Annotated in this window: 20 protein-coding genes; 13 read left to right on the top strand and 7 right to left on the bottom strand. The window is 69.7% G+C overall.

The annotated features are described in order from the left end of the window. Positions 1-45 precede the first annotated feature (45 nt). The 5 genes from ACOGXD_RS11595 to ACOGXD_RS11575 all read right to left on the bottom strand — a co-directional run bounded on the left by ACOGXD_RS11595 (position 46) and on the right by ACOGXD_RS11575 (position 6,515). Entirely contained in the window at positions 46-1,095 is a 1,050-nt protein-coding gene (locus tag ACOGXD_RS11595; RefSeq protein WP_419915205.1) for an ABC transporter ATP-binding protein, read from the bottom strand. Beyond that, complete coding sequence (locus ACOGXD_RS11590; protein WP_419915204.1) at positions 1,092-3,047, bottom strand: dipeptide/oligopeptide/nickel ABC transporter permease/ATP-binding protein; 1,956 nt, start codon at positions 3,045-3,047, stop codon at positions 1,092-1,094. Before ACOGXD_RS11590 ends, ACOGXD_RS11595 begins: the two co-directional genes overlap by 4 nt. Continuing rightward, a complete protein-coding gene (locus ACOGXD_RS11585; protein WP_419915203.1) occupies positions 3,044-4,000 on the bottom strand; it encodes an ABC transporter permease in 957 nt (318 codons plus the stop codon). The genes ACOGXD_RS11590 and ACOGXD_RS11585 overlap by 4 nt, the downstream gene beginning before the upstream one ends. 96 nt (positions 4,001-4,096) lie before the next feature. After that, complete coding sequence (locus tag ACOGXD_RS11580) at positions 4,097-5,839, bottom strand: ABC transporter substrate-binding protein (RefSeq protein WP_419915202.1); 1,743 nt, start codon at positions 5,837-5,839, stop codon at positions 4,097-4,099. Between the two features lie 184 nt (positions 5,840-6,023). Beyond that, positions 6,024-6,515 carry a prepilin peptidase gene (locus ACOGXD_RS11575; protein WP_419915201.1) on the bottom strand — a complete coding sequence of 164 codons (492 nt, stop codon included), beginning with the start codon at positions 6,513-6,515 and terminating at the stop codon, positions 6,024-6,026. Between the two features lie 6 nt (positions 6,516-6,521). Here ACOGXD_RS11575 and ACOGXD_RS11570 point away from each other — a divergent pair, with 6 nt between their 5' ends. The 8 genes from ACOGXD_RS11570 to ACOGXD_RS11535 all read left to right on the top strand — a co-directional run bounded on the left by ACOGXD_RS11570 (position 6,522) and on the right by ACOGXD_RS11535 (position 15,444). Next, complete coding sequence (locus ACOGXD_RS11570) at positions 6,522-7,397, top strand: SAF domain-containing protein (protein WP_419915200.1); 876 nt, start codon at positions 6,522-6,524, stop codon at positions 7,395-7,397. Between the two features lie 18 nt (positions 7,398-7,415). Continuing rightward, a complete protein-coding gene (locus tag ACOGXD_RS11565) occupies positions 7,416-8,837 on the top strand; it encodes a tyrosine-protein kinase family protein (RefSeq protein WP_419915199.1) in 1,422 nt (473 codons plus the stop codon). A gap of 62 nt (positions 8,838-8,899) precedes the next feature. Beyond that, entirely contained in the window at positions 8,900-10,483 is a 1,584-nt protein-coding gene (locus tag ACOGXD_RS11560; RefSeq protein ID WP_419915198.1) for an ATPase, T2SS/T4P/T4SS family, read from the top strand. 3 nt (positions 10,484-10,486) lie between these two features. Beyond that, positions 10,487-11,428 (top strand): type II secretion system F family protein, encoded by a 942-nt coding sequence (locus tag ACOGXD_RS11555; protein ID WP_419915197.1) that lies wholly within the window; start codon positions 10,487-10,489, stop codon positions 11,426-11,428. After that, on the top strand, positions 11,425-12,303 hold the full coding sequence (locus ACOGXD_RS11550; RefSeq protein ID WP_419915196.1) for a type II secretion system F family protein: 879 nt from the start codon (positions 11,425-11,427) through the stop codon (positions 12,301-12,303). Before ACOGXD_RS11555 ends, ACOGXD_RS11550 begins: the two co-directional genes overlap by 4 nt. A gap of 88 nt (positions 12,304-12,391) precedes the next feature. Further along, entirely contained in the window at positions 12,392-12,859 is a 468-nt protein-coding gene (locus ACOGXD_RS11545; RefSeq protein WP_419915195.1) for a hypothetical protein, read from the top strand. Between the two features lie 130 nt (positions 12,860-12,989). Then, positions 12,990-13,250 carry a hypothetical protein gene (locus tag ACOGXD_RS11540; protein WP_419915194.1) on the top strand — a complete coding sequence of 87 codons (261 nt, stop codon included), beginning with the start codon at positions 12,990-12,992 and terminating at the stop codon, positions 13,248-13,250. Positions 13,251-14,847: 1,597 nt separating this feature from the next. Next, positions 14,848-15,444, top strand: coding sequence for a hypothetical protein (locus tag ACOGXD_RS11535; protein ID WP_419915193.1), 597 nt, complete (start codon positions 14,848-14,850; stop codon positions 15,442-15,444). Between the two features lie 159 nt (positions 15,445-15,603). Here ACOGXD_RS11535 and ACOGXD_RS11530 read toward each other — a convergent pair whose 3' ends face one another. Both ACOGXD_RS11530 and ACOGXD_RS11525 read right to left on the bottom strand, forming a co-directional pair. Further along, positions 15,604-20,589: a cell wall-binding repeat-containing protein gene (locus ACOGXD_RS11530; protein ID WP_419915192.1), complete on the bottom strand. Its 4,986-nt coding sequence runs from the start codon at positions 20,587-20,589 to the stop codon at positions 15,604-15,606. Continuing rightward, entirely contained in the window at positions 20,586-21,371 is a 786-nt protein-coding gene (locus tag ACOGXD_RS11525; protein WP_419915191.1) for a hypothetical protein, read from the bottom strand. Before ACOGXD_RS11525 ends, ACOGXD_RS11530 begins: the two co-directional genes overlap by 4 nt. Before the next feature lie 258 nt (positions 21,372-21,629). Here ACOGXD_RS11525 and ACOGXD_RS11520 point away from each other — a divergent pair, with 258 nt between their 5' ends. The 5 genes from ACOGXD_RS11520 to ACOGXD_RS11500 all read left to right on the top strand — a co-directional run bounded on the left by ACOGXD_RS11520 (position 21,630) and on the right by ACOGXD_RS11500 (position 25,564). Next, positions 21,630-22,145 carry a hypothetical protein gene (locus tag ACOGXD_RS11520; RefSeq protein ID WP_419915190.1) on the top strand — a complete coding sequence of 172 codons (516 nt, stop codon included), beginning with the start codon at positions 21,630-21,632 and terminating at the stop codon, positions 22,143-22,145. A gap of 368 nt (positions 22,146-22,513) precedes the next feature. Beyond that, positions 22,514-23,440, top strand: coding sequence for an HNH endonuclease signature motif containing protein (locus tag ACOGXD_RS11515; RefSeq protein ID WP_419915189.1), 927 nt, complete (start codon positions 22,514-22,516; stop codon positions 23,438-23,440). Between the two features lie 405 nt (positions 23,441-23,845). Beyond that, positions 23,846-24,403, top strand: a complete 558-nt coding sequence (locus tag ACOGXD_RS11510; protein WP_419915188.1) for a hypothetical protein — start codon at positions 23,846-23,848, stop codon at positions 24,401-24,403. Continuing rightward, positions 24,397-25,068 carry a pilus assembly protein TadG-related protein gene (locus ACOGXD_RS11505; protein ID WP_419915187.1) on the top strand — a complete coding sequence of 224 codons (672 nt, stop codon included), beginning with the start codon at positions 24,397-24,399 and terminating at the stop codon, positions 25,066-25,068. Before ACOGXD_RS11510 ends, ACOGXD_RS11505 begins: the two co-directional genes overlap by 7 nt. A 43-nt stretch (positions 25,069-25,111) precedes the next feature. After that, positions 25,112-25,564, top strand: a complete 453-nt coding sequence (locus ACOGXD_RS11500; RefSeq protein ID WP_419915186.1) for a hypothetical protein — start codon at positions 25,112-25,114, stop codon at positions 25,562-25,564. Positions 25,565-25,589: the final 25 nt, after the last annotated feature.

The following is a 25,589-nucleotide window of genomic DNA, read 5'->3' as shown; positions in this document are numbered from 1 at the left end:
GAAGTCTCATCTGGTCTCCTGTCTGTCAGGTTCTTTCGGTACCGCTTACCCGGCCGACGCCGAGCGGATGTAGGGCACGACCGACTCGCCGGCGAGTACCGGGCCGCTCGTGTGCAGGTGGCAGCGCACGTAGCCCCCGTGCCGCGCAGCGGTGGCCTCGGGCATGAGCTCCGTGCAGATGTCCATTGCGACCGGGCAGCGGTTCGCAAACGGGCAACCGACCGGCAGGGCAGCCGGGCTCGGCGGCTCGGCGTCCTTCTTGAAGGTTTGCCTCAGCGCTCGCCGCTCGGCCTGCGCGGCCGGATCGGGCACCGGCACCGAGGCGATGAGCATCTCGGTGTACGGGTGGGCCGGCAGGTCGTACACCCCCTCGGCGGCGCCCTGCTCGACCAGGTAGCCGAGGTACATCACCCCGACGTCATCGCTGACGTGCCGGACCACGTCGAGATCGTGGCCGATGAACAGGAATGCCACGCCGGTGTCGGCCTGCACCCGTCGCAGCACGTTGATGACCTGGCTCTGGATGGACACGTCGAGGGCGCTCGTGGCCTCATCGGCGATGATGAGACCCGGCTCCACTGCCAGCGCCCGCGCGATCGACACCCGCTGGCGCTGCCCGCCGGACATCTCGTAGGGGTAGCGGTCGAGGAACTCGTCGGCCAGGCCGACCTCGTCGAGCAGCGCCACGATGCGCTGCTCGCGCTCAGGCCCCGGCTTGATGCCGAAATGGCGGGTGATGCCGTCGCCGACGATGGTGCGCACTTGGTGCACCTGGTTCAGCGAGGAATACGGGTCTTGCAGCACAGCCTGCACCCGCTTGCGGAATGCCAGCTCGGCCTCGCGCGGCACACGGGTGACGTCGGCCCCGTCGAGCCGGATGGTGCCCGCCGTCACATCGGTGAGCTGCAGGATGGCCCGTGCCACGGTGGACTTGCCCGAGCCCGACTCGCCCACGAGGCCGAAGGTGCGGTGCGGCTCGATCGCGAAGCTGATGCCGTTGACGGCCTTCACGGTGGGCATCGCGGCGCGGAACAGCCGCTGCCGGCCGGTGAAGTGCACGTGCAGGTTCTCGACCTCGAGGAACGGCACGGTCATGCGGTCGTCTCCGCGGGCGGGCCGAACTCGAACTCGGCATGGCGCACGCAGCGCACCAGATCGGTGCCCACGGCTTCCAGCAGCGGCACCGACGTGCGGCACTGCTCGGTCGCGAACTCGCATCGCGGCGCGAACCTGCACCCGTCCGGCCACGCAGCAGCAGACGGCACGACGCCGCCGATCACCGGCAGGTCGCCGTGGCCGCGGTGGCTCTGGGGCATCGTGTCGAGCAGCGCCCGCGTGTAGGGGTGGCGAGGCCGCGAGAACAGCGTCGACACGCTGGCGGTCTCCACCACCTGGCCGGCATACATCACCAGCACGCGGTCGGCGGCGTCCGCGATGACGCCGAGGTCGTGCGTGATCAGGATCACCGCCATCTGGTGGCGCTGCTGAACCTCGGCCATCAGGTCGAGGATCTGACCCTGGACAGTGACGTCGAGCGCGGTCGTGGGCTCGTCTGCGATGAGCAGCTTCGGCTCGCAGGCCAGCGCCATGGCGATGCCCACCCGCTGCGCCATGCCGCCGGAGAACTCGTGCGGGTACTGATCGAGCCGCCGCTGCGGATCGGGAACCTGCACCTCGGCCAGCAGCTCGGCGGCCCGCGCCCGCGCCTGTGATTTGGACATGTCGGTGTGCACCAGCAGCGTTTGCACCAGCTGCCGCCCCACCCGCAGTGCAGGGTTGAGCGCGGCAACCGGCTCCTGGAAGATCACGCCGATGTCGCGCCCGCGGATGTCCTGCCATTCCTGCTCGGGCAGGAACGTGACCTCGCGGCCGTCGAACGAGATGCTGCCCTGGCTCAGGTACCCGGGCGCGGGCGTGAGGCCGAGCGCCGCGAGCATGGTCATGCTCTTGCCCGAGCCCGACTCGCCGACCACGCCAAGCGTCTCGCCCGGGTACACCTCGAGCGACACGTTCGACAGCACCCGGTTGACCGTGCCGCCGGCTGCGGGAAACCCGACGGCGAGGTCCCGGATCGACAGCACCGCGCCGTCGGCGTGAAGCTGCACCACCGGCGGCAGCGCAACCTGGCGCGGAACTGTCAGCGAGCTGTTGGCGGCATCACGGCCGAGCGAGTCACGGATGCCGTCGCCGAGCAGGTTGAACGCCAGCACCGTGAGCACCAGCGCCCCGCCTGCGGGAACGATCTGCCAGATCCCCTCCAGACGGAAATCGAAGCGAGCCCGGGCCAGCATGACGCCCCAGTCGGGGTCGTCGAGCTTGGCGCCGATGCCCAGGAAGCTCAGCGTGGCGCCGATGAGGATGACCGCTCCGGAGATGATCGCGACCTGCACGATGAGCGACGGCAGCAGGTTCGGCACGATATAGCGGCGCAGGATCGTCGCCGGCGACAGCCCCGTGATACGGGCGGCATCGACGTACAGCTCCTCCTTCTCCGCGAGGGTCACCGCGCGGGTCAGGCGCGCGAACCGTGTCGCCATGGCGATGCCCACGCCGAGCATCGCCGAGGGAAGGCTCGGCTCCAAGATGATGATGACCGCCATCGCCAGCAGCACGATCGGCAGCGAGAACAGCACGTCGTTGATCCACATCACGATGCGGTCGGCGCGACCGCCTCGCCAGCCCGAGAACAGGCCCACCGGCACGCCGAGCCCGACGGCGACGAGCATCGCTATCAGGATCGAATTCACCGCGAACCGCGCCCCGTGCACGACGCGGCTGTGGAGATCGCGCCCCGTCCCGTCGGTTCCCAGCCAGTGGTCCCAGCTCGGGCCTTCGAACGTGCGCGTCAGCGTGACGTCGCCGGCGTAGGGGTCGTAGGGCGCCAGCAGCCCTGGCCACAGCCACGCCAGCAGCAGCAGCGTCACCCACACCATCGCCGCCACGGTGAGCGGGTTGCGGAACATTCGCATCCAGAACCGCGACCGCGCGCTCGCAGCAGCGGGCGGCCTCGGCGCGGGCGCTGTCAGCGCTCCCGGGGCGTCGCTCACCGCTCCAGCCTCACCTTGGGGTTCAGCAGCCCGTAGCTGATGTCGACCAGCAGGTTGACGACGAGCACCACGATGCCCACGACCAGCATCGAGCCCTGCAGCACGGTCACGTTGCGGGTCTGGATGGCGTTGGTGAGCAGCGTGCCCATCCCGTTGATGTTGAACACCACCTCCACCGTGAACGTCAGCCCGAGCGCCGCGGCGGCCCGGAAACCGATCGCGGTGACCGTCGGGATCATCGCATTGGGCAGCGCGTGCTCACCGATCAGCGAGGTTCGCTTGATGCCGCGTGCGCGGGCGGCAAGCACATAGCGCGACTGCAGGGCGTTGCTCATGGAGCTGCGGAGCTGGCGCTGCACCAGCGCGACGGTCGGCAAGGCCAAGCCGATGGCCGGCAGCGTGATGCTGCTGATCCACCCGGTGATGCTCTCGGTGGGCCGGGTGTAGCCGGCGGGGCTGAGCCAGCCCCACTTCACGGCCAGCCACCACGACAGCAGCATCGCCAAGACGAACCCGGGGGCAGCGATCAGGGCCGCGGAGGCGACCGAGATCGCCCGATCGGCCCCGCCGCCGGGCCGCACTCCCGACACGATGCCCATCGCCATCCCCGCAGCCACGCCGATGACGAGGCTGTAGGCCACGATGCTCAGCGTCGGCCCGATGCGGTCGGCGATGAGGCTCGAAACCGAGACGCTCTCATTGGTCAGTGACGTGCCGAGGTCGCCGGTGACGGCACTGGCGAGCCAGCGCACGAACCGGATCGGGATCGGATCGTCAAGCCCGAGCTGGCGCTCCACCGAGGCGATGCACTCGACGGTGGCGCCCTCGCCGCAGATCGAGCCCGCGATCGAGCCGCGGGCTTCCATCGCCACCGCGATGGTGAAAGAGATGACGGCGATGGCGAACAGCAAAGGGATCATCGCCAGCAGGCGGATTCCGATGTAGCGCGCCACGTGGCCCCCTCAGTCCGTTCGATGCGGGTGATGTGCCTAGGCCGCCGGTTCCGGGGGGCGGCCCCGGCACATCACGGTTTGCCAAGTTGCAGGCGCTCAGCTCTTGGTGACGCCGTGCGGCCAGAAGTGGATGGGCAGGCCCTGGGTGTGGTGGACGCCGCCGATGTTGTCCTGGTAGGCCACCACGGTCGTCAGCGTGTTGTTGACGATGAAGATGCACTCCTCGAGCATGATCTTCCACGCCGCTGCGACATCGGCCTCGCCGTCGGCGAAGTTCTTGCCCCTCGCCGCCGCCACCAGCTCCGCCACGCCCTCGGGGCTGACGCCCGACGGGTTGAACGCTGCGTTGCCTGTCCGCGCCACCAGCGACATCAGGGCGTTCGGCTCGTTGAACGGGATGATCTGCACCGGGTGGACGCCTTGGGCGAGCCGGCCGAACATCTCGCCGCCGGTCGGCGGGTCGAGTGCCTCGTTCTGCATGGTGATGCCCAGCTCCGCGAGCGCAGTGCCCCAGGCCGACGAGATTGTCGGCCAGAAGCCGGCCGGCAGGTGGCCGTTGGTGAACGTGAACACCTCTTCGCCCGAAGCAGCGAAGCGTTCGCGTGCCGACGCCATGTTGAAGTCGGGAACGTCGAGATCCTCGATGTACGCGTAGTCGGACGGCCCGGTCGCGAACTGGCTGTTGGCCGCGTCGGGGTCATTGAGCTGGGCGACGATCCCTGCGCGATTCAAGGCGTGGGCCATCGCGCAGCGCACCTCGCGGTTCGCGAGCTGCGGGATCTGCTCGCCGGTCCAGTCGGCCACCACGAACCCGATGCGCACGGTGGAATTTCGCGAGGTGCCGCCGGCGGTCAGCAGGTCGAGGTCGTTGAGCCGCACCACCGCCACGTCGTACTGCCCGGCGTTGAATGAGTCGAGCCGTGCGACTTGGTCGATCGCCGCCTCGAGCCGCACCGTCTCGAGCCCCACGAGGCCGGGCTGCCAGTAGTCGGCGTACGCGACCAGATCGTTCTGCGTGAAGTCGGGGTTCGAGCTGGCCCACATGTACGGGCCGGTGCCGATCGGCGACGCAGCGGCATCGCCCAGCACCGCCGGCGAGACCATCAGGCCAGAGTTGCGGATGAGGCCGCTCAGCAGCAGGATCTCGCCCGGCGCGGTCAAGTTGAACTTCACCGTGTGCTCGTCGATTGCCTCCACGGTGTCGACAATGCCGAGCTGTCCGGCGACGGGCGGTATCACCTGCGGCGGGCCCGCGGTCTTCACGAACTGCACGTTGGCTGCCACAGCAGCGGCGTTGAAGGGGCTGCCGTCGTGGAACGTCACGCCCTCATGCAGGTAGAACGTCACCTCGCTGCCGTCGTCGTTGGTCTCCCAGCACCGCGCCAGCCACGGCACGACGCTGCCGTCGACCTCCTGGCGCACCAGCCCCTCATACATCCAGCTGTAGTAGGCGAACGTCGCAGGCGTCTGGTCGTCATGGGGGTTCAGCGAATTGACGGCGATCGAGATCGCGTAGCTGAAGTCGCCGCTCGGGGCGTACGTGCCGCGTTCCAGCGGCGGCATGTCCGCCGCGCAGTTCGCGGCCTCGCTGATCGTCACCTGTCCAAGGTCAGCCGAACCGTCGTCGTCTGCTTCGTCCGCACCCGCGTCGGTCACCGATTCGTCTGCGCCTGCGTCGGCCGGCGCCTCTTCGTCACCGGCGGCCGTGTCGGCCTCGTCCACCGGGGTGTCCTCGATGATTGCAGGCACGAATCCCGTCTCGTCACCACCGCACGCTGTGGCCACTAAACCGAATGCAAGCAACAGTCCGACGATGCGTGCCCATGTGTACCGAGCCATCGGAACCCCTTCCCTTTGGCTTGAGCAGAGTCCTCGCACTCATGCTCCGAGCTTTCCCACGGCCCCGCTTCAGAACGAAACTGTGAACGGAGCCCAAACGAATAGTAACTGTCATTACTTCACTGCCGCGAACCCGTCGCGGCATGAAGCTGCGGCGGCGCTGCCGGAGCGTCGGGTTCGCACCTCAGCCGCCTGGCACGATCCCCAAGGTCGCGATCGCCCACAACACCGCTGCGGCCGTGCCGACGGCGAGATACGGCCCCAGCGGCCGGCTGCTGCGAGCGCCGTGCCGGGCCATCACCACCAGCGCCTCGGGCAGCGCAGCCATGAAGCCCGCAGCGAGACCCAGCAGCGCCACATGCCAGCCCCACCAGCCGCACACGAGCCCGTTCAGCACGCTGAACCGCACATCGCCGAAACCCATCGACGGCGGGTGGACGAAATGGATCGCGAACACCGGCGCGCTGCACGCCAGCGCTCCGGCCAGCGCACCCCACAATCCTGACGGATCGCCTCGGACCGCAGACGCAATCGCGTACAGCGCCCAGACTGCCGCCGCCGCGGGCCAGATCAACCTGGTGGGCAGCAGCCGGGTCCGCAGGTCGATCACGGCGAGCGCCGCTGCCGAGCCGAGCCACACCGCGAGCGCGGCACAGACAAATGCGACCGTCCACATCACGGCATGCAGTCAGCCGGCCGGCCGGCTCGTCGTCGTGTTGCGTCCACCGATGCGCCCACCTCGCATTTTCGAAGAATAGTGATTCGTCTTTTCGGTAGCATTCGTGACTTCATGTCCGATTCAGCCCCGACGCCGGCAGAGCAGCGGCCACGGCCCGTCGCAGTTCCGGGCGATGCCAACAGGCGCCGCTGGGGGCTCGCGCTCATCGGCTTCGTGGTCATGGCCGGCACTGCCGTCGGCTTCTGGTACGTGCTGCAAAGCGTCGATCAGCGCTCGCAGTACGTCGTGGCGGCCCGCGACATCGCGCGCTGGGACAGCGTCAGCTCCGCAGACTTCAGGCTCGTCGAAGCGCACATCGGCGATGGCTCGGCCGCCGTCGCAAGCGAGATGGGCGCGATCTACGGCCAGTGGGCGGCGGGTCCCATTCCCGCCGGCACGTTCATCACGCCGGGAATGTTCCAGCAGCCGCCGCTGTCGAGCGGCGAAGAGGCCAGCAGCGTCGTCATCCAGGTGAGCCTGCCGGCTGAAGAAGTGAGCTACGGCGCGCTCGAGACCGGCGACACCATCGCCTTGATCGGCCGCGAGCCGTTGGTTGATCCCACCCAAGGCCTCGGGCCTGAAGCGGGCGCCGACACCGGTTTCGCCGCACAAGAGCCAACGCTGGCACTCATCGGCGTGCTGCAGCTCGACAGCGTCCAGGGCGGCAACGCCGTCTACGTCGTCGAGCCGGCGAGAGCGCTGCAAATCCAGAGCCTCGTGCAGCGCTACCTCGCTGCCACAGATCGCCAGATCTGGAGGCTGGGAATCGACCTCACCGCCGACGACATCCAGCGTGCTCTGGACAGCAGCACAGGCGTGGTGAACAATGGTCTCGAATAGTAAGGGCTATTCCTCCAAATGTTGACCGTCTACAGCACGCACGGATCGCCGGGAGCATCCACGCTCGCCGTGTATCTGGCCGCGCAGTGGGCGTCATCGAATCGGGAAGTGGTGCTGATCGAGGCCGACCCCACTGCCGGCTCGCTGAGCCAGAAGCTGGGCATCCAGTTCACGCCCGGCACCGCCTCATTCGTCGCAGCAGGCAGGCCCGTCACCGCAGCGAACCTGATCGAGCACACCCAGGACGTCCTGTTCAACAACTTCCACGCCATGCCGACGCCGTCGGGCCCGTCCGGGGCGCGGACAGTCGCGGAGAAGTTCTCGCGGATGGGCGAGGAACTGCGTGACATCTCCGACCGCGAGATGGCGATCATCGTCGACGGGGGTCGCCTGACCGCCGATGCCCGTGCATCAGAATTGACCACCAGCGCCGCCGCCGTGCTGGTCGTCTCTGCGGGCGAAGCCCATCTCCCGAGTCTCGAACACGCCAGCGGCGCCCTCGTCGACGATCCCACCCAGCCTGGGCCGCTCGGACTGGTGGCAACCGTCGGATCGAGCCCGCTGACCGACGCCGAGTGGAGCGCCAATCACGGCCTGACCTTGGTCGGCAGCGTCGACCTCAGCCCTGAGCGCGGCACGGATCTCACCATGTTCATGCCCCGCAGCAAGCGCAAGTCGCGCAAGCTGCGCAGCAGTCTCGAGAAGCTGGCCGACACGCTGTACGAGTACGCGTGCCCGGCCAGCGCGGGTGCGCCGCGGGCACGGCTGCCCGCCAACCGGCCGGAGGTCAGCGAAGAAGATCTCGACGGTGCCGACGACACGCCGACCCAAGCCGGGCCGGACGAATTGATGATCGATGCGCCGCCGCCCGTGGCCCCTGCATCGCCCTCGCCGCAGCCCCCGGCCCCAGCGGCAATGCCGCCGGCACCGGCACAGGCGTACGACCAGCAGGCTTACCCCCAGCAGCCGTACCCCCAGCAGCCCGACCCACAGCAGCCGTACCCACAACCCGGGTACGAGCAACCCCCGCCCTACCCACAACCGCCATACCCGCACCAGCCGTACCCGCAGCAGCCCGACCCACAGCAGCCGTACCCACAACCCGGGTACGAGCAACCCCCGCCCTACCCACAACCGCCATACCCACAACCGCCATACCCGCAACACGACTACCCCCAGCAGCCGTACCCACAACCCGGGTACGAGCAACCGGCACACCTTCATGGCGGCGAGAGTGCGCCGCCGTCGTACGGCCAGCCGGCGTCAGCGCAGCATCAACCGGAACCACCGGCAGCTGAACCGTCCCCGACGCCCCTTGCCGACGCGCCGACCGCGCCGTCGGGGTCATTCCGGTCGTGGGCGGCGGAACTCTTCGGCGAATCGGCCGGGAGCGATCCCGACAAGCATCGCTCTCGCCCGGGAGAGGGAGTCACGGCGTGAGCCGTGCCCGGCCGGCCCAGTCCGGAGATGCAGACGCTGGCCATCGGCTGTAGGGCCCGGCCGTGACCGACACCATCGAGCGCCGTCCCGGGTTCGAGCTGTTCGAGCAGTCCCGCGACGATCTCCTGCGCCAGTACCTCGAGCTGCAGCGTCAGAAGCTGCCCGCCGAGGTCATCGACGAGCGCCTGATGGCGGTCGCCGATCGCATCCTCAACCAGAGCGACACCGACGCGGTGATGCGCGGCGGCACGCAGCTCGGTGCCGAGGACCGGCGCGACTTCCGTGCCAACGTGCGCGGGCTGATGGGCGGCGGCGCCCTGGTGCCGCTGCTCGAGCGTCCCGATGTGGAGAACATCCACGTGCTCGGCCATGACACGGTGATCCTGTCGCTGGCCGACGGCCGCCGTGTCATGGCGCCGCCGCTGGCGGGCAGCGAGGAAGAGCTGGTCACCATGATCCGTCACCTCGCTGCCACTGCGGGGCACACCTCGCGCCGGTTCGACACGGCCTCGCCGATCCTCGACCTGCGCCTCGCATCGGGGCACCGGCTGTTCGCGGTCACCGCGGTCGCCGAGCGCACCTCAATGGTGATCCGGCGCCACCGCATGCTCACCGCCTCGCTCGACCTGCTGCTGCAGTCGGGCACGATCACCCCGCAGATGGTGCCGGTGCTGCGCGCCGCGGTGCGGCCTCCCGATCCGGCCAACATGCTGGTGGTCGGCGGCACCGGCGCCGGCAAGACCACCTTGCTGCGCTCGCTGCTGTCGGAGGTGCCCCAGGAGGATCTCATCGTCACCGTGGAAGACACCCTCGAACTGCACCTGCGGTCGTCGGGCCTGCACAAGCGCACGCTCGCGCTCGAGACGCGCACCGCCAACACCGAGGGCACCGGCGAGATCGCCATGTACGACCTGCTGCGCGCCGCGCTGCGGATGTCGCCCGACCGCGTGATCGTGGGCGAGGTGCGCGGCGGCGAGGTGATGCAGCTCCTGCAGTCGATGGGCATCGGCGTCGACGGCTCGCTCGGAACCATCCACGCGGGCAGCACCGAGGCGGCCATCAACAAGATCCTGATCTACGCGCAGCGCTCCCCCGATGCGCCCACGCCCGATTCGGTGCTGCGAGAGATCGCCGAGGTGCTGCACCTGCTGGTGTACATCAAGAAGCTGCCCGACGGCCGCCGTGCCATCACCTCCATCCGGGAGGTCACCGGCTACGCCGACGGCGAGGTGCTCACCAGCGAGGTCTTCGCCCCCGGCGCCGACGGCGTGGGCGTCTATGTCCGGCCCTTCAAGCCCGACGGCGAGGCGCTGGCGCGGCTGCGGGCGTCGGGGTTCGACCCGGCGATGCTCGGGCCGCCCCAGCAGGCCATGGGCGCCCCGTCGCGCCCGCCCCCCCAGCCCACAGACACCGCACAGCTCCCACAGCAGCCGCCAGGGGCGCCGGCCTACCGCCTGCCGCACGGGCAGAGCCACTACCAGCCGCCGCCCGCGGCTCCCGCCCGCGGCCGGCCTCAGGTTCCACCGCAGCACCAGCAGCCACAGCAGGCCCAGCACCGTCAAGCCCAGCCGCAGCACCCGAACGACCCCACGCCGCCCACGCCGGCGACGCCCCCGCATCTGCGTGTCGTCAGCCGGGAGCCCTGAGCGGTGCAGCCGTTCGCCTCGGTCGTGCTCGGCGCGCTCGCCGGCTTGGGCGCGACCACCGTGTTCATCGGGCTGCGCGAGATGCCTGCCCGCGTGTCGCGGCCGCGCTTGCGGCAGTTCCGCGCCAAGAACCTCCGGGCACGCGGGTCGGGTGTCGACACCGATCTGCTGCTCGGCGCATGCCTGGCGGCGGTGCTGGCCTTCGGCTGCTGGTACGCCACCGGCTGGCCGGTCGGGGCGGTGGTCGGCGCCGGCGCCGGGCTGATCGCACCGAAGATGTTCGCCGTCCCCCGCCAGCGCCGGGCCGTGGCCGTCGAGATCGAGGCCTACTCGCAGTGGACCGAGCAGATCCGCGACCTCGTCGCTGCCAGCGGGTCGCTGTTCGAGGCAGTCACGCTGTCGGCGCCCAGCTCGCCGCCCTTGCTCCGGCGCCATGTCACGCAGCTCGCGACGCTGGCCGGCACGGTGGGTCTCGCCCCTGCGCTCGACTGGTTCGCCGCCCGCATGAAGTCGCCCTACGCCGACCGCCTGGTGCTCGGCATGAACATCGCCTGGGATTCGGGCGCTCGCATCAGCGAGGCGTTCGAGAGCGTGTCGCGCTCGATGCGCAACGAGGTGGAGATGCGCCGGCGCAACGAGGTGGCCAATGCCCGCACCTGGACGCAGGTGGTGTCGATCACCGGCATCACGGTGGCCTCGGTGGTGCTGATGTTCGCGTTCAACCGGGCCTTCTTCGACCCGTTCGGCACCGTGGTCGGCCAGATCGTCCTGCTGGCGGTGGCGGCGATGATCTTCGGCAACATCCTGTGGGTGCTCAAGCTGTCTGCGTCGGGAGTCCCCGTGCGGCTGCTCGACCAGCGCGAGCTCGAACAAGCGGTGGCCGGGCTGGCAGCGGTCGGCGACGAGGCAGCCGACGCTGCCCCGGCGAGGGGATCGGCCTCATGATCACGCAGGCGGTAGCGATGGCCGCCACGACCGGAGTCGGCATCGCGCTCATCGTCCTGGGCCTGCGCCGGCGGCCGCAAGCTTCCGCTGTGCCGGGCATGGGCGTGTCGGGAACGGGCACGCGTGCAGCCATGCACCGGGCGGCACGCCGCGTCGAGCGCGACCTGGTGCGCAAGCAGCAGCTCAGCCAGGACGCTGCGATGGTCGAGCGCACGCTCGAGGTGCACGCACTGATCAAGCTGGGCGGCTTGGTCGTGGGCGCCGTGTTGGTTGCCGTGGTGATGATGCTGTTCCCGGTGGTGTTGGGCGTGTCCGTCCCGCCGATGCTGGTGGTGGCCTGCGCTGCCGCCGGCGCCCTGGGAGGGTGGTGGCTGCCCGACTCGATGATGAAGACCCAGGCAGAGCAGGAGCGCGAACGCTTCAAGCAGTCGTCGGAGGCGTGGCTCGAGCTGGTGGCGCAGCTCGTGACCGCCGGGGCCGATGAGCATGCGGCGCTGAACGCTGCTGCACGATGCTCCAACCAGCCGGCGTTCACGGCGCTGCGCGACGCGCTGGCAGAGGCGTCCGCGCGCGGCGAGCCGCCGTGGAACGGCCTGCGACGGCTGGCCGAATCACGACGGCTGCGATTCCTCGATCCGTTCATCGCGTCGCTGGAGCTGGCGGGCACCACCGGCGCGGGCGCGCGCCAGGCCATCCTCAGCCAGGTCGACGCGGCACGGTCGAAGTCGCTGGCCGAGGCCGATGCCGAGGCCGCGTCTGCCAGCGAGAAGATGGGCGCCCCGCTGGCGCTCATCGGCGGGGCGTTCATGGTGCTCATGGGCTACCCGCCGCTGGCCGGCATCTTGAACTCAGACGCCATCCCCACCGGCTTCTGACGCCCGGTCGCAGCAGGCAATCGCCCTGCGGGCCGAAAGGCAACGAAATTCGCTTTACGCCGAGACCACGTCTCGGTACTATTGACGCATGGAGCAGATGGACAGTTCCGACGACATGCGCGACATCGTCATCGGCATCCGCGACGAGGTTTCACAGCTCGTGGGGCTCCGCGACGATGTCTCGGGCCTCAAGGACAACGTCACCGGGCTCGCCCAGGACATGGCCGGCGTCAAAGACGACATCACCGGGCTCAAGGACGACATGTCCGGCGTCAAAGACGACATCACCGGGCTCAAGGACGACATGTCCGGCGTCAAACAAGACCTCAGCGGCGTCAAAGACGACGTCGTCGGGCTCCGCGGGGAGATGAACGAGCGCTTCGACCAAGTCGACGAGCGCTTCGACCAAGTCGACGAGCGCTTCGACCAAGTCGACGGGCGCTTCGATCAGGTCGACGAAGAGCTGCGATTGGTCAAGGTCAGGGTCGGGGCGGTCAGGGTCGAGACCGCAACGCTGATCGACACCGTGGCCGACATCAACAAGCGCAGCAGCTAGCAGCCCCCGGCCGAGCAGCGTCGGCGCGCCTCAGGTGCAAAGACGCCGAAGCGGCGGTGCATCCCCAACGCACCCCGCACGCGGGCCAATATGCAGCAGGAGTGAATCGGCGCCGGAAGGAGCACGATCGATGGACGCTGTGAGCATTGTGGCGCTGGCCGCCGGCGCAGTAGGCGTGGTCGGGGGCATCGTCGGTGTCTGGGTCGCCATGCGCACCGCCACGCGGGTGGCCGTGAAGATCGTGGCTGCGACGAAGAGCGACGGCCCGTCGTTGGACGACGTGCAGCGACGTGTGCGTCTCCTGGAGGAGTGGCGATGGCAGACGGCCAAGCTCGAGACGCCGCCGGCCGATCCGCTGCCGGGCGACCGGCCGCCGGGTGCCGAGGCGTGACGCGCGCTGGGCAAGGCCGGCAGCGGTCGCAAAAGCCTGCTGGCAGCGGCGTCGCGCCGGGCGTTGGAAACCGCATGGAAGAATCGTGGTTATTCTTGTGACCTGAAGGAACGTGAGACGCACCGTCGGCGGCCATGCCGTGGGCGTCGCGTCGATCTCATCAGGGAGTGGGAACGATGACAGAGTCAATCGCACTGGCAATCGCAGTACCAGCAGCGCTCGGAGCGGCATGGCTGGCATCACGCCGAAGTTGGTCGCCCGCAGTCGCCGACAACCGAGGCATCGCCCTCCAGACCGTCATAGTGATCGTGGTCATGCTGGTCATCGCAGGCGGCGTCTCTGCCGTCCTGTTGACCCGAGGCTCGGATGTCATCGGTGATCTCGAAGCCCAAGACATCGGAATCGGCATCACCGCCGATAACTGCGCCGCTCAGACGCTCAACGGAGTAGACGGTGTCGGAAATGGTGGTCCTCCATTCACGAGCTGTGTATTCACGGGTGAGGTCTCATCGAGTGCGTGTCGGAATCTTCGGAACGCGGATGGGGATCGCGGTGTTTGGGCCTCATCGGGCAGTACCACCACATGCACTGTGACCTTCTAGACGCATCTTCTTTAGTCCGGGGAATATCTAGGAGCTACCTCAGCTGCGACAGCGAGAACCTGTAGGGATCCGCGTCGCTGTGCAGTCTCACCCCGCTCGTTCGGCTTGCTCGGACGAGCGGGGTGAGGTGTTTCCGGTTGCGATCTTGCAGGCAGGCCGCTCGCCATCCTGATCGGGCTGCACATAGTGCTGATGTCGGCAGTCCGCACGGGGACCAGCGGAGCGAGACGTTTCCGGTTGCGATCCTGCCGGCAGGCTGCTCGCCATCCTGACCGGGCTGCACGTGGTGCCGATGTCGGTGGGCCGCACGGCCGTGCAAGCAGCCGCAGATCGAGGCGTGACCGCAGCTCAGGCCGCACCGCTGACGGGCCACAGCATCGGCGGCAAGCCGTCAAGAGCGGAGGCCCCAGTCACGGGCTTCGACGGGCGATTCCCCGGGTCGGTGATTGGCTCCCCCGGCCGACGGCGGATTGCTCGGCAGACGCCAGGATCGACAGACCGTTTCAGCGGCGCGTGGGCCGTGGCTGAATCACGGCGGGCCGGGGTTGCAGCAGTCCACTGCGGGCGAGCGCCGGTTCGCGCTATGGCCGCTGCGATCGGCTGACGCCTCAGGCCGCCGCCGGCCGGGCGACACCAGCCGTGCGGCCCGACCAGCGGAGCGAGACGTTTCCGGTTGCGATCCCGCAGGCAGGCTGCTCGCCATCCCGACCGGGCTGCACCCGGTGCTGATGCCGACGGGCTGATGCCGACGGGCCGCACGGCCGCACAGGCAGCCGCAGACCGGGGCGTGACCGCTGCTCGAGCCGCACCACCGGCGGGCCGCACCGCCACGCAGCCAGCCCCAGCCGGTCCCCGCCCGGATTCACCTGCCCGCTGTTCGTCCGTGCGCCAACGCCACAAATATTCTGCTGATGTTTCGTGTGCTTTCGTTTGTGTTTGCCCCATGACGCACCATGAGCGAGGCGGGGGGAACCATGACGGCTATCGTTGAACACATGGACGCCGGAGCCGCCGCCGTTCCCCAGCCGACCGCACCGGTCGTGCTCGACGACGCATCACTCGACCGGCTCGCCGACCTGCTGCGCGCCCGCATCCTGCCCACCCGCCCCCCATGGCAGACGTCGCTGCTGGTCACCCTGGCCGGCGCCCTCATCGCAGCCGCCACAGCCGGCTACTTCTCGCTGCGCGGCGACATCACAACGCTCGGCGCCAGCCTGCGTACAGAGATCGCCGCCGTCGAAGAGAGCCTGCGCACAGAGATCGCCGCCGTCGAAGAGAGCCTGCGAACAGAGATCGCCGCCGGTGATGCCGGCCTGCGGGCAGAGCTGCAGGACTTCAGGGACGAATTCAACATGGTGGCCCGCGATCACACCGATCGGCTCGCACGCCTCGAAACCGTCCAAGCACACCACACCGAACTGCTCACACAGCACAGTGAGCAGCTCGCACACCACACCGAACTGCTCACACAACACAGCGCACAGCTCGCACACCACACCGAACTGCTCACACAACACAGCGCACAGCTCGCCCACCACACCGAGCAGCTCACACGCCTCGAAGCCGCTCACCCCCACCCCGCATCCCCCTGATCCCCTTGCTCAGGCGCTTGCCGGCACAGCCGGCATGTCATGATCAGTCACAGACATGATCCTTCCCAGCCCACAGCCCCAAGCTGCGGCCCCTCAGATCACGCCCGATACACAAACTTTCTGACAGTCCCGCGTCTGACAGGCCCGCCGGCGGGGTGCCTATTGGTCCCAGTCGCGCAGGGCGGTGCGGTTGATGGCTTTGGTGCCGCCGAACACGATCAGCTCGCTGGTGCGGCGCAGGTAGCTGGCGGTGATGGTCGGGATGCGGTCTGGTTGGGTGAGCAGCAGCGGTGAGCAGCGTCGTGCCAGCAAGGGTGCTGAGGCTGCCGCGTCGGCTGGTTTGATGCCGGTGGCGAGCCCGACGGTGTCGGGCGTGAAGCAGTGGCGCCCTTCCAGGACGGGGGTGTTGAGCCAGCGTGCGAACGCGACGGCAGTTGCGTAGCGGTCGGCGCCGCCGAGGCGTGTGACAGCCATCGGCCGTTCGCCGGTGCGGTTGGCTTGGGGGATGGCCCGTATCTGGGTCTCGATGTCGTCGGTGACTGCGGCGGTGCCGCCCATGATGATGACGTGGTCGGCGTGCTCGGCGAGATACGCGGCGACCTGGGGGTGCAGGGTGCCTTCGTCGGCGTACGCGATGGGGTGGGGGCCGTAGGCGGCGAGCGGGCCGGCGGCTAGCGCGTCGGCGAAGACCCGGCCTGAGGCGACGATCACGGTGCGTCCCAAAAGCGGCCCGAGCGTGGCGGGCTGGCCGACGCGACGCGCGACCGCGATCGATGCAGCGTAGGGGTTGTCTGCGGTGATGCGCTCGATGTCGGGGTCGAGGTGGTTAAGCGCGTTGAGGGCGTCGGGGGTGATGGTGTCGGTGTCGCCGACGGCGATGATCTCGCTGACGCCGAGCTCGGCGAGCCATGCGACGGTGTCGTCTGGGAGGCCGCCGGGGGCGGTGAGCAGCAGGGCGGCGTCGAGTGCGCCGGCGAGGGGTCCTGCGACGAGTGCGTCGGTCCAGCTGTGGCCGCCGGCCACCACGGCCGTGTCGAGCTTGCCGTCGTTCAGCTCGGCGACTTGGCGGGCGACCTCCAGCGAGGTCGCGTACCGGTCCGCGCCCCACAGCCGCACAGCCTCCCCGCGGCTGTCATCCGCACCGCCGCCGCCTGCACCTCCGCCGCCGCCTCCACCGGGCGGTGGCGGGTTGTTTCCTCCCGGTGGCGGGTTGTTTCCTCCCGGTGGCGGGTTGTTTCCTCCGGGTGGCGGGTTGTTTCCTCCGGGTGGCGGGTTGTTTCCTCCCGGTGGTGGCTGTTGCCTCTGGACGGTGCAGTCGCCGGTGGCGGGCAGCACCTTTTCGCCCGGGCTGCCTGCTGTTGCCAGCAGCTGGTGCGAGCCGTGGGCGTCGGTGTAGCGGACGCTCACGCGCACCTCGCGGCATTCGTGGGCCGTGTCGAGGGTGAGCACGGCCGCTGGGGTCACGTGCACTGAGGACCAAGTGCTCCCGTCAGTGGAGGTCTGCCACACGTATTGGCCGGGGCACCTGCCCGAACCGGTGCAGTCGCCGCTGTCGAGATCGGCGAGCAGCACCTCCCCGGAGCTCAGTATGCCGATCACCGTCAACGTCTCGGTTTCGTTGGCGTCGGTGACGCTCACGGTGACGTTGACCGAGTCGTCGGCGGAGGTGTCGGTCTGGCTTCTCCAGTTCAACCCGTCGGAAACTGACACGGTCAGCGAGTACGCCGCCTGGGCTTCGTAGTCGAGCGCCGCGTTGGTGCTGAGCTGCCCGGTGGACGTGTCGATCGTGAAGCTGCTGGCGTGCGTGCCGCCGAGCGAGTAGGTCAGGGTCGGCGACGCGTCGGGGTCGGTCGCGGCGACGGGGGCGCCGATGGAGACGCCCGCTGCGGTGTTCTCGGCGATGCTGCGCGTCGCGCTGGTTGCGCCAAGGGACGGGTCGCGGTTGGGCGTGGTGGTCGCCGACAGCGTCGACGACCACGGACCCGCCGCGTCGCTGTTGCGCGCCCGCACCTGCACGTCGACTGCGGCGCTGGCCAGTTGGGCGGCGGTCAGCGTGTGGGTGAGCGCAGAGGCGCCGCCCGGCACGGTGGCCGTGGTCCATTGCGAGTCTGACCGGTCGGTGGCCGAGCTGGAGATGTGGCGGATCTCGTACCCGGTCAGCGCAGACGATCCCGTCCGGGCAGGCGCCTGCCACGTCACCGTCAGCGAGCCCTGCTTGTCGACCGCAGACGTCAGCGTCGGCGCGGTGGGCTTGCGCCGGTGGCCGTACAGGGTCACGCTCCAGTCCACCAGCAACGCCCTGGACGAGCCGCTGACGCGGTCGCTGATCCGCAGCGTCCAGTCGCCCTTTGCGCTCTCGCCCAGATGCCTCGACGACCCGAAGCGGAACGCCTGCTTCAGCGCGTGGTGCGCTGCAGATGCGTTCTCGGGCGACAGCAGCGACACCGCGCCCGACGGCGAGACCAGCTCCACCCGCAGCTGGCGGAAGCTGGCCACGTTGAAATTGGTGTCGATCTCGACGTACTCGACGAATTCGATCTCGTCGTCGAAGGTCACCGACGCGGTCACCGACGTGCTGTCGTCGGGGATCAGCAGATGGGTGCCGGTCTGGGTGGCGGTGATCATGGGGGGCAGCAGCTTCCAGTTCTTCCCCAGCACCACGGCGGCGTGCGCGTCGACCACCCCGAAGCCGTAGGCGTGGCTGAACCAGTACCGCTTGCTGTCGTCGCTGTACTTGGGCGCGCCCTGCTGCCAGCTCGCAGCCTGCGTCAGGTTGCGGCGGGCCGAGTCGGCCAGCACCAGCTTCACGTCACGCCAGGTCAGCGCCGTGTTCTCCGCCCGCACCAGCGCGGCCACGCCGCCCACGATCGGCGCCGCCGCGCTCGTCCCCCCGAACCCTTCCTCGTAGTAGCGATGGTTGCGGGCGAGCGTGGCGATCCGCGGCATGCCGCTCGCCACGCTGTCGCTGGAGGGGGCGCATACCCACAGATTCGGGCCGCGCTCGGAGTAGCTGCTCTGGCGGCCCGCGGCGTTCACCGCGCAGACCGGGATGGTCCCGTGATGGGTGACGTACTCGTCCAGAGCAGACCAGTCGCCGTTCGCGACACCGTTGCCGCCTGCGAACACGTACACGGTGCCCTTGCCCGCGAAGCCGCTGCGCAGACCCTGCTCCACCGCCTTTTCCCACACGGCGGACACCGGCTTCGCGTTGGCAATGCTGCGCTTGCCCCAGGAGTTCACCGACACGGCAATGCTCGACGCGCTCTCGGCCATGGCCTGGCCGGCAGACAGCACCGACGTCGCTTTGTCCTCGCAGTCCAGCAGCCTGACGTTGTAGAGCTGGGCCCGCGGCGCGACGCCCCGCATGCCGATCGTGTTGTCGCGCGCCGCCACGATCCCGGCAACGGCAATGCCGTGCTGGTCGGCGTGTCTGCTGAACGCAAGCGGGTCGCGCGGGCAGAAGCTGCGCGACCGCGTGTCTGAGGCGTTGCCGGCAAGGTCGGCGTGGTCGGGGCTGAAGCCGTCGTCGACCACTGCCACCGTCACCCCGGCGCCGAGGAACCCGGCGGCGTGGGCAGCGAGCACATTCGCGTCCTCCCCGCTGGTGCCGCCGACCTGGCCGGTGTTGTTCAGGTGCCACTGGCAGCCCGACAGCACGTCGCTCCACGCTGCGGGGCGCGCCGCCGCCGCGCAGCGGCTCAGGTAGCTCGCATAGTCGGCATCGGCCTGCATCGTGACCGCATAGGGACCGTGATTGTTGGTCAGCCCCGGCAGCGCGACCAGCTTGATCCACCGGGTGGTGTTCGCTGGCAGCAGGAAGTCCAATTGGAAACCCGGCGCCAGGCAGACGGCACCGAAGAGGATCGGGGTGACCTCGCACGCGGAGTCGATGCTGCGCGCCAGCACCTTGTCGGCGGCGTCGACGAGGGTGGCAGTGATGTTGTGCCCGCTGAGGCTGACGCCACGGCGGAAGCTGACGGTGACGTGCTCGTCGGCCGCGCCGCCGGTCACCGAGATCCAGTCGATGTCCGATGGGCTCGAGACGTTGCCGGCGCCGACCTGCCCCTTGGCGAGGGGCATCGCGGCCGCGCGGGTGGTTCCCGGCCCGGTCGCCGCGACCGCGTGCAGCAGGTACTGGCCGGTGTGCGGGCTCGGGACTCGAATACCGCGGACGCTGACCTGATAGGTGCCCGCAGCGGCCGGGTACACGATCAGGCACTGCTCCTCGTCGCCGGGCACCTCCCCGTCGTCGTTGCCGGCCACCTTGACGCCGGTGCTGTCCCGCAGCCAGCAGATGCTGTTGCCGAGGGCACCGGTGGTTCGCAGCATCAGCAGCGCCGGGGCGGTGAGCACCAGCGTGAAGTAGTCCTCGTCGGCGGCCGAGTCCACCGAGCCCGCTGCGGGCGCTCCTAGCGCGATCTGCGGGCCGGTGGCCCCGCGGCTGTCGGGAGCGTCCATGGGCGTCACTGTCGAGGTGGCCGACCATGCGCTGGAGTGGTCGGAGACCGCCTGCACCTGCACGTCGTAGGAGGACAGGTTGGTCAGGCCCCGCACCGCGTGCCAGCCCGGCTCGGCCGTCGCGGTCGCGCTGCTCCAGTGCGAGTCGGTCTTGTCGGTGGCTGAGCTGAGGATCCATCGCACCCGGTAGGTCACGGTGTCGGTGCTGGTGATCTCGGCCGGTGCGCTCCATGCCACGGTGAACGCCTGCTCGCCGACCGACATCGCGGTGATCGCCGGCGCGGAGTCACGCGGCGCCCCCGTCGTGGTCGCCGACCAGGCGCCGTCGCCCGCGGCGGCAGTCGCCCGCATCTGGAAGTCGTAGCCGACGCCGTTGTCCAGCCCGCTCACGTCGCCGCTGAGCTGCCCGCTGGTCCAGAAGCTGTCGACCACGGTCCAGTTCGCGTCCGACTTGTCGGTGGCGGCCGACGCGATCCAGCGCAGGTCATAGGAGCTCACCGTCACGCCGGTGCCGGAGGGCGCGTCCCACGCGACCGTCACCTTGCCGCTGCCCGGCGTCACCGACGTGATCGACGGCGACCCCGGCAGCGACTGCGCCCCCGCCGACCCCGCGCTCAACGCCGACACCGCCAACGCCACCGCCAACGCCGCAGCGGCCAGCCGCCGCAGCGAACGCCGCCGGGTCACTGCTTGGCTTCCTCGGTCTCCCAGTTCGGCGACGACAGCACGACGCCCGGCTGGCCCGCCAGCGAGTTCGCCAGCGTCAGCGACACCAGCCCCGGCTCGGTGGCGATCAACAGACCGTTGTCGATCCACCCCAGTTCCGACGCCCGATCCGCTGCGATGTCGTTGGCCGCCAAGAACGCGGCCACCTCGGCGGCCGACCAGTCCGCCTCGAGCAGCAGGATCACCCCGCCCGGCAGCCCCATCTCCTCGCCCGACTCCGACCGGAACACCAGCTTGCGCCCACTGTCGGCCGCAGCGTCGACCTCGGGGATCTTGCCGTCGCCGCCGCGGGCCTCGCTCCGACCGGCACCAGACGGAGCCACCTCCAGCCACACCGTCCGCTGATCGTCACCGTCCCAATAGGTGAACGGCACCCCGTCCTCGGCTCTGGTCGCCGGCGCGGGCTCGTCCTCCACCGTCAGCGATCCGCCGTCGAGCCCCCCGTCGTCGTCGAGCCCGCGGCTGGTCACACCGCCCGAGCCGTCGCCGGCTGCCACCGTCAGCGCATCCGGTGCGTCGCGCACGCCCGCCGCCTGTGTCGGCACCATCGCACCCGCATCTGCACCCGCACCGCCGTTTGCGACGAGCCCCGCCGGCTCGGGGCTGCCCGCCCAGCGCAACGCGCCGAGCACCGCCAACCCCGCGGTTAGGCACAGCACTGCCAGCCCGGCACCCCACCGCCCGAAGCGGCGTCGCGCACGCCCCGCGCCTGCCGGCTTGCCGATGCTTCTCCGTCCTCGCATCACCTGCACCGGCCGACGCGCGCAGGTCGGCTGGAGGACACGATCTGCAGGCTATATGCGACATGACGTGTCTATTCACCGATATTGCACTATGTCATGTGGTGTTACACATGTCCTCGTGGGGATCGAACAGTCGCGGGCCGCAGGCGACCGCAAAATCGTTCGCCGCTGAGGCCCGCCGTCTTCTAGCTTGCGCGACAACCCAGTCGACCCTTGAGCGAGTCCATCAGTGGGGGTGCCATGGCTACCATTCCAACCATGACCGGCGAGCCGACCGCGGCCGGCAATCCCCCAGCCACACCACCGGGCACGACGGCCTCAGCAGCCGACAACCCACCAACCGACGCGCCTGCGGCCCGACGGTCGGCACACCCGCTCGCCGTCCCCACCCCCACTGCCATCGTCGGCGCGATCGTCGCCGGCATGTTCGGCATGCTGTTCTTCAGCCTCAACGGCCTCCGCGGCGACATCGGCACACTTCGCGGCGAGATCGGCACACTCCGCTCCGATTTGTCCGGCGAGATCGGCACACTCCGCTCCGATGCGTTCGGCGAGATCGGCACACTCCGCGGCGAGATCGGCACACTCCGCGGCGAGATCAGCAACCTCCGCTCTGATTTGTCCGGCGAGATCAGCAACCTCCGCGCAGACACAAACCAGCGCTTCGCCGAGGTCCACACGATCCTGCTCGAACACGCCGACCGGCTCGCCCGCATCGAGACCCACCTCGAAATCGACTCCGCCACCACAGCGCCAGCTGACCGGAGCCAATAGGGACTGTGACACGCCTTTCGTGCGGTTGTCTTCGTGTTGAGAGACGGCTCTGACGGGACGAGGCGCAGTGACGACGCCGTCGCTCTCGGGGCTGACGCCGACACTGATGCAGATACGCCCGCGGAGCTCTTCGCCGACGGCCACGGCCCCTCTCACCAAGTTCACGTCAACCACGACCCCGCCGTCCAGACCACCCCCGACCGGTCCGGCACGCTGTCGCTGCCTCGGCTGAGCGCTGTGGCGCTGGCGGGGCTCGGGCGCCACGAGCTGTTGGGGCTGCTGGGCGACATCGAGCGGCTGGCGAAGACACCGATGCCACTTGCCGGCAAGTACAGCGCGCCGAGGCCGAGCATTCGGCGGAGACCTCGATGGAGCGTTTCGAGCGTCAGCGCAAGGCCCGTGGTGCGGGGTGGCGGCGGGATCACGAGGGGATGCTGCGGCTGTGGGCCAAGCTCGACCCCGACGCCGGCGCCCATGTCGAAGCCGCGCTCGAGGCGCTGCGGCGCGAGTACTGGATCGACGACAAGCAGGTCCGCAACGGGCGGCGCACCCCAGCCCAGCGAGACGCCGACGTGCTGGCCTACGCGCTGGCCGGCCTCACCCACACCGACGCGGACGCCGCAGCCGTCCACCGCCTCCACACACGCGCCCGCAGCGACGACCTGCCAGGCGACCCGCCACCATCCCGGCGCACCACGCCCGGCAACGGCCCGGCCAAGCGAACCACGGCCGAATGCGAGCAGCCTGGCAACGACGTTCCCGAGGCCAATGCGGTCGACGACGAGGGCCTGACGTTCGGGCGGCGGCTGCCGCCGGCGCAGATCAGCGTGCTGATCGGCCTCGATGCCCTGCGCGGCCAGACCGACGAGATGGGCCTCACCGACGCCGGCGTCGAACTGCCGCCCGAAGTGGTGCGGCGTCTGGCGTGCGATGCGGAGATCATCCCCATGATCCTGGGCGGGTCGGGCGGGTCGGCCGACGCAGGCCGGTGCCGCCGCACGGTGCCGCTGCGGCTGCGTCGCCTGCTGGTCGCACGCGACCGCCACGGCCGCTGGCCCGGCTGCCACGAACCGCCGTCACGCTGCGATGCGCACCACATCTGGCACTGGCTCGACGGAGGGCCCACCAACTTGGACAATCTCGTGCTGCTGTGCCACCGGCACCACCACTTCCTGCACCAGCACGGCTGCAAGATGGTCCCCCAGCCCGACGGCACCTGGACCACCGTCCACGAATCTGAGCGCGAGCGCGCGCCCGCCTCCCGGCGAAGCCCACGACAACCCCGCGCCCCCTGAACCCGACGGGGCCACCCTGGCGGCGGCGGTGATGGCACCCTGCTGGTCCCCCCCCCCCCCCCCGAACCCGACGGGGCCAGCCAGCCCCGCGACGCAAGAGAGTCCGTACCGGCGGCTGGCGCCATGGACCGCCGCCCCGCAGCCCCCCGACCCCCAGCCTCGTCTGGCTGGCTGCGGTGCGTGGCTGACCTCTGAACCCGAGTGGCCTACATGGCACATGCCCCCGGTGCGACTCAGGTGGGAACACGTCAGTCCCGGAGTGCCGGTCCGAGGACTTGCCGCAAGTCAAGTCGACCAGGACGGGAGCCGGGACTCTCGCATGTCCGGTCAGATATTCGCCACCTCGATGGGCTCGGCGGGCGGCTGTCATCTGATAACGCAGTAGTCATTATTCTTGTGTGTGCTGTGGCTCGACGTGGATTCTTCTCGCGGGTGTTCCGCCGGCATGCGAGTGCGATGCGAGGGGACGAGCGGGGTGAGGTGTTTCCGGTTGCGATCTTGTTCGGCGGGGTGCTGCTCACCATCCTGATCGGGCTGCACGTGGTGCTGATGTCGGTGGGCCGCACGGCCGTGCAGGCAGCCGCAGACCGGGGCGTGACCGCAGCGCAGGCCGCACCGGTCGGAGGTCAGGACTGCGGCGACTTCACCCGCGGCGGGCGCACCGTCAGCCCCGATACGCCGCAGGAGTGCGAGGGCGTCATCGCAACCCTGCAAGCCTTGGACTCCTCCGGTGCCATGGTGCGCCAGGCGGGGCCGCCCGATGTCGAGGTAGGCCAGGCAGCCGGCGTCGTGCAGGTGCTCGCGCGCGGAGCGGTGCTCTCGCCCGTCTTCGGCCAGATCGAGATCGTCGGCTACGCGTGCGGGCCGCTGGATCTGGTGGTCCTGTTCGCCGACCCGATGAACCCAGCTAGCGGCGTCGAGGCGAGCCCGACGCCGAGCGCGGCGGACGCGTCGGCGTGCTGAACCAGGACGAGCGGGTGCCGAACCGCGACGCGCCGGCACTGAACGGCAACGAGCGGGTGCCGGACCGCGACGAGGCGGGTCCCGAACCGGGACACGTCGGCGTGCTGAACCGCGGCGCGCTGGTGCTGAGCAGCGACGAGCAGGTGCCGAACCGGAACGAGGCGGGCTCGGGCACGGCCATCGGCGTCGCGATCATGTTTCCCGCCCTGATGCTGGTGATCATGGTGCTGCACGCCATCACCACGGCCACGCGCACCGAGCAGGCCCTGCAGGCGGTCGCCGACCGGGCGGCGCACGCCGCGTCGCTGTGCTGCGTGAACGTGGCCGGCGCCCGCGACACTGCGGAGCAGACCGTCGAAGCTCACACACGCGGCCTGCCCATCGGCCGCCTCGACTGCGCCAACGACGCGGACCCGGGCCGCACGGACGTGAGCTTCTTCGACGTCGCCGGCGCGGAGGTACGAGCGACGGTGACAGACAGCGACCCGCCCGTGCCGGCGGGCGGCACCGTCATCGTGCGCGTGGTGTGCGAGCTGCCGGCACGCGTCGGCGGCGGACTCTCGCCGCTGCGCGGCAACGTCGAGCGCAGCGCCGTCGGCATGGCCACCGTCGACCCCTACCGGCACCGGCACACACGGGCGCCGGCCGCGCCGGCTGGTGGGTGATCCCGTGGAACCTCGCCCGCGGCGGCACGCACGGGCACAGGTCATGAGTGCTAGCGATGACGAGCGCGGCGACTATTCGATCTTCATCGCGGTGATCGCCTCGGCGCTGCTGCTGTTCGGCGGCATCGCGTATGACGCGCCGCGGCTCATCACCGCCCGCCAGCACGCGGCGCATAACGCCAACGAGGCGGCACGCGTCGCGGCCGCCACGGTCGCAGCCGGCGGCACCCTCGAGCAGGCGCAGGCAGCTGCCGAGAACCGCATGGCCGGGACACCGCCGCTGTACGGCGCGCCCACCACGGTCAGACGCATGGAATGCGTCGGCAACCTCGTCCAAGTCTGGGTGCAGACCTCCTACCGCAACAGGTCTGCGCTAGCGGTGTTCCGTGATGAGCAGCGAATCGTGGCGACCGGCGCAGCAGAAGCCGAGCTCGTGGGGCCGTTCGGCGAGCCCATCGCATTCGGTTACCTGCCCGAATGCCCCTTGCCGGCCTAGCGCCCGGCCCGCCGCTCCGCAGCGC

This window comes from Candidatus Poriferisodalis sp. (genome assembly GCF_965204125.1).
In the GTDB taxonomy this organism is placed as follows: domain Bacteria; phylum Actinomycetota; class Acidimicrobiia; order Acidimicrobiales; family Poriferisodalaceae; genus Poriferisodalis.
The sequence above is the reverse complement of the archived record's forward strand: the minus strand, read 5'-3'. Positions and strand labels throughout refer to the sequence as shown.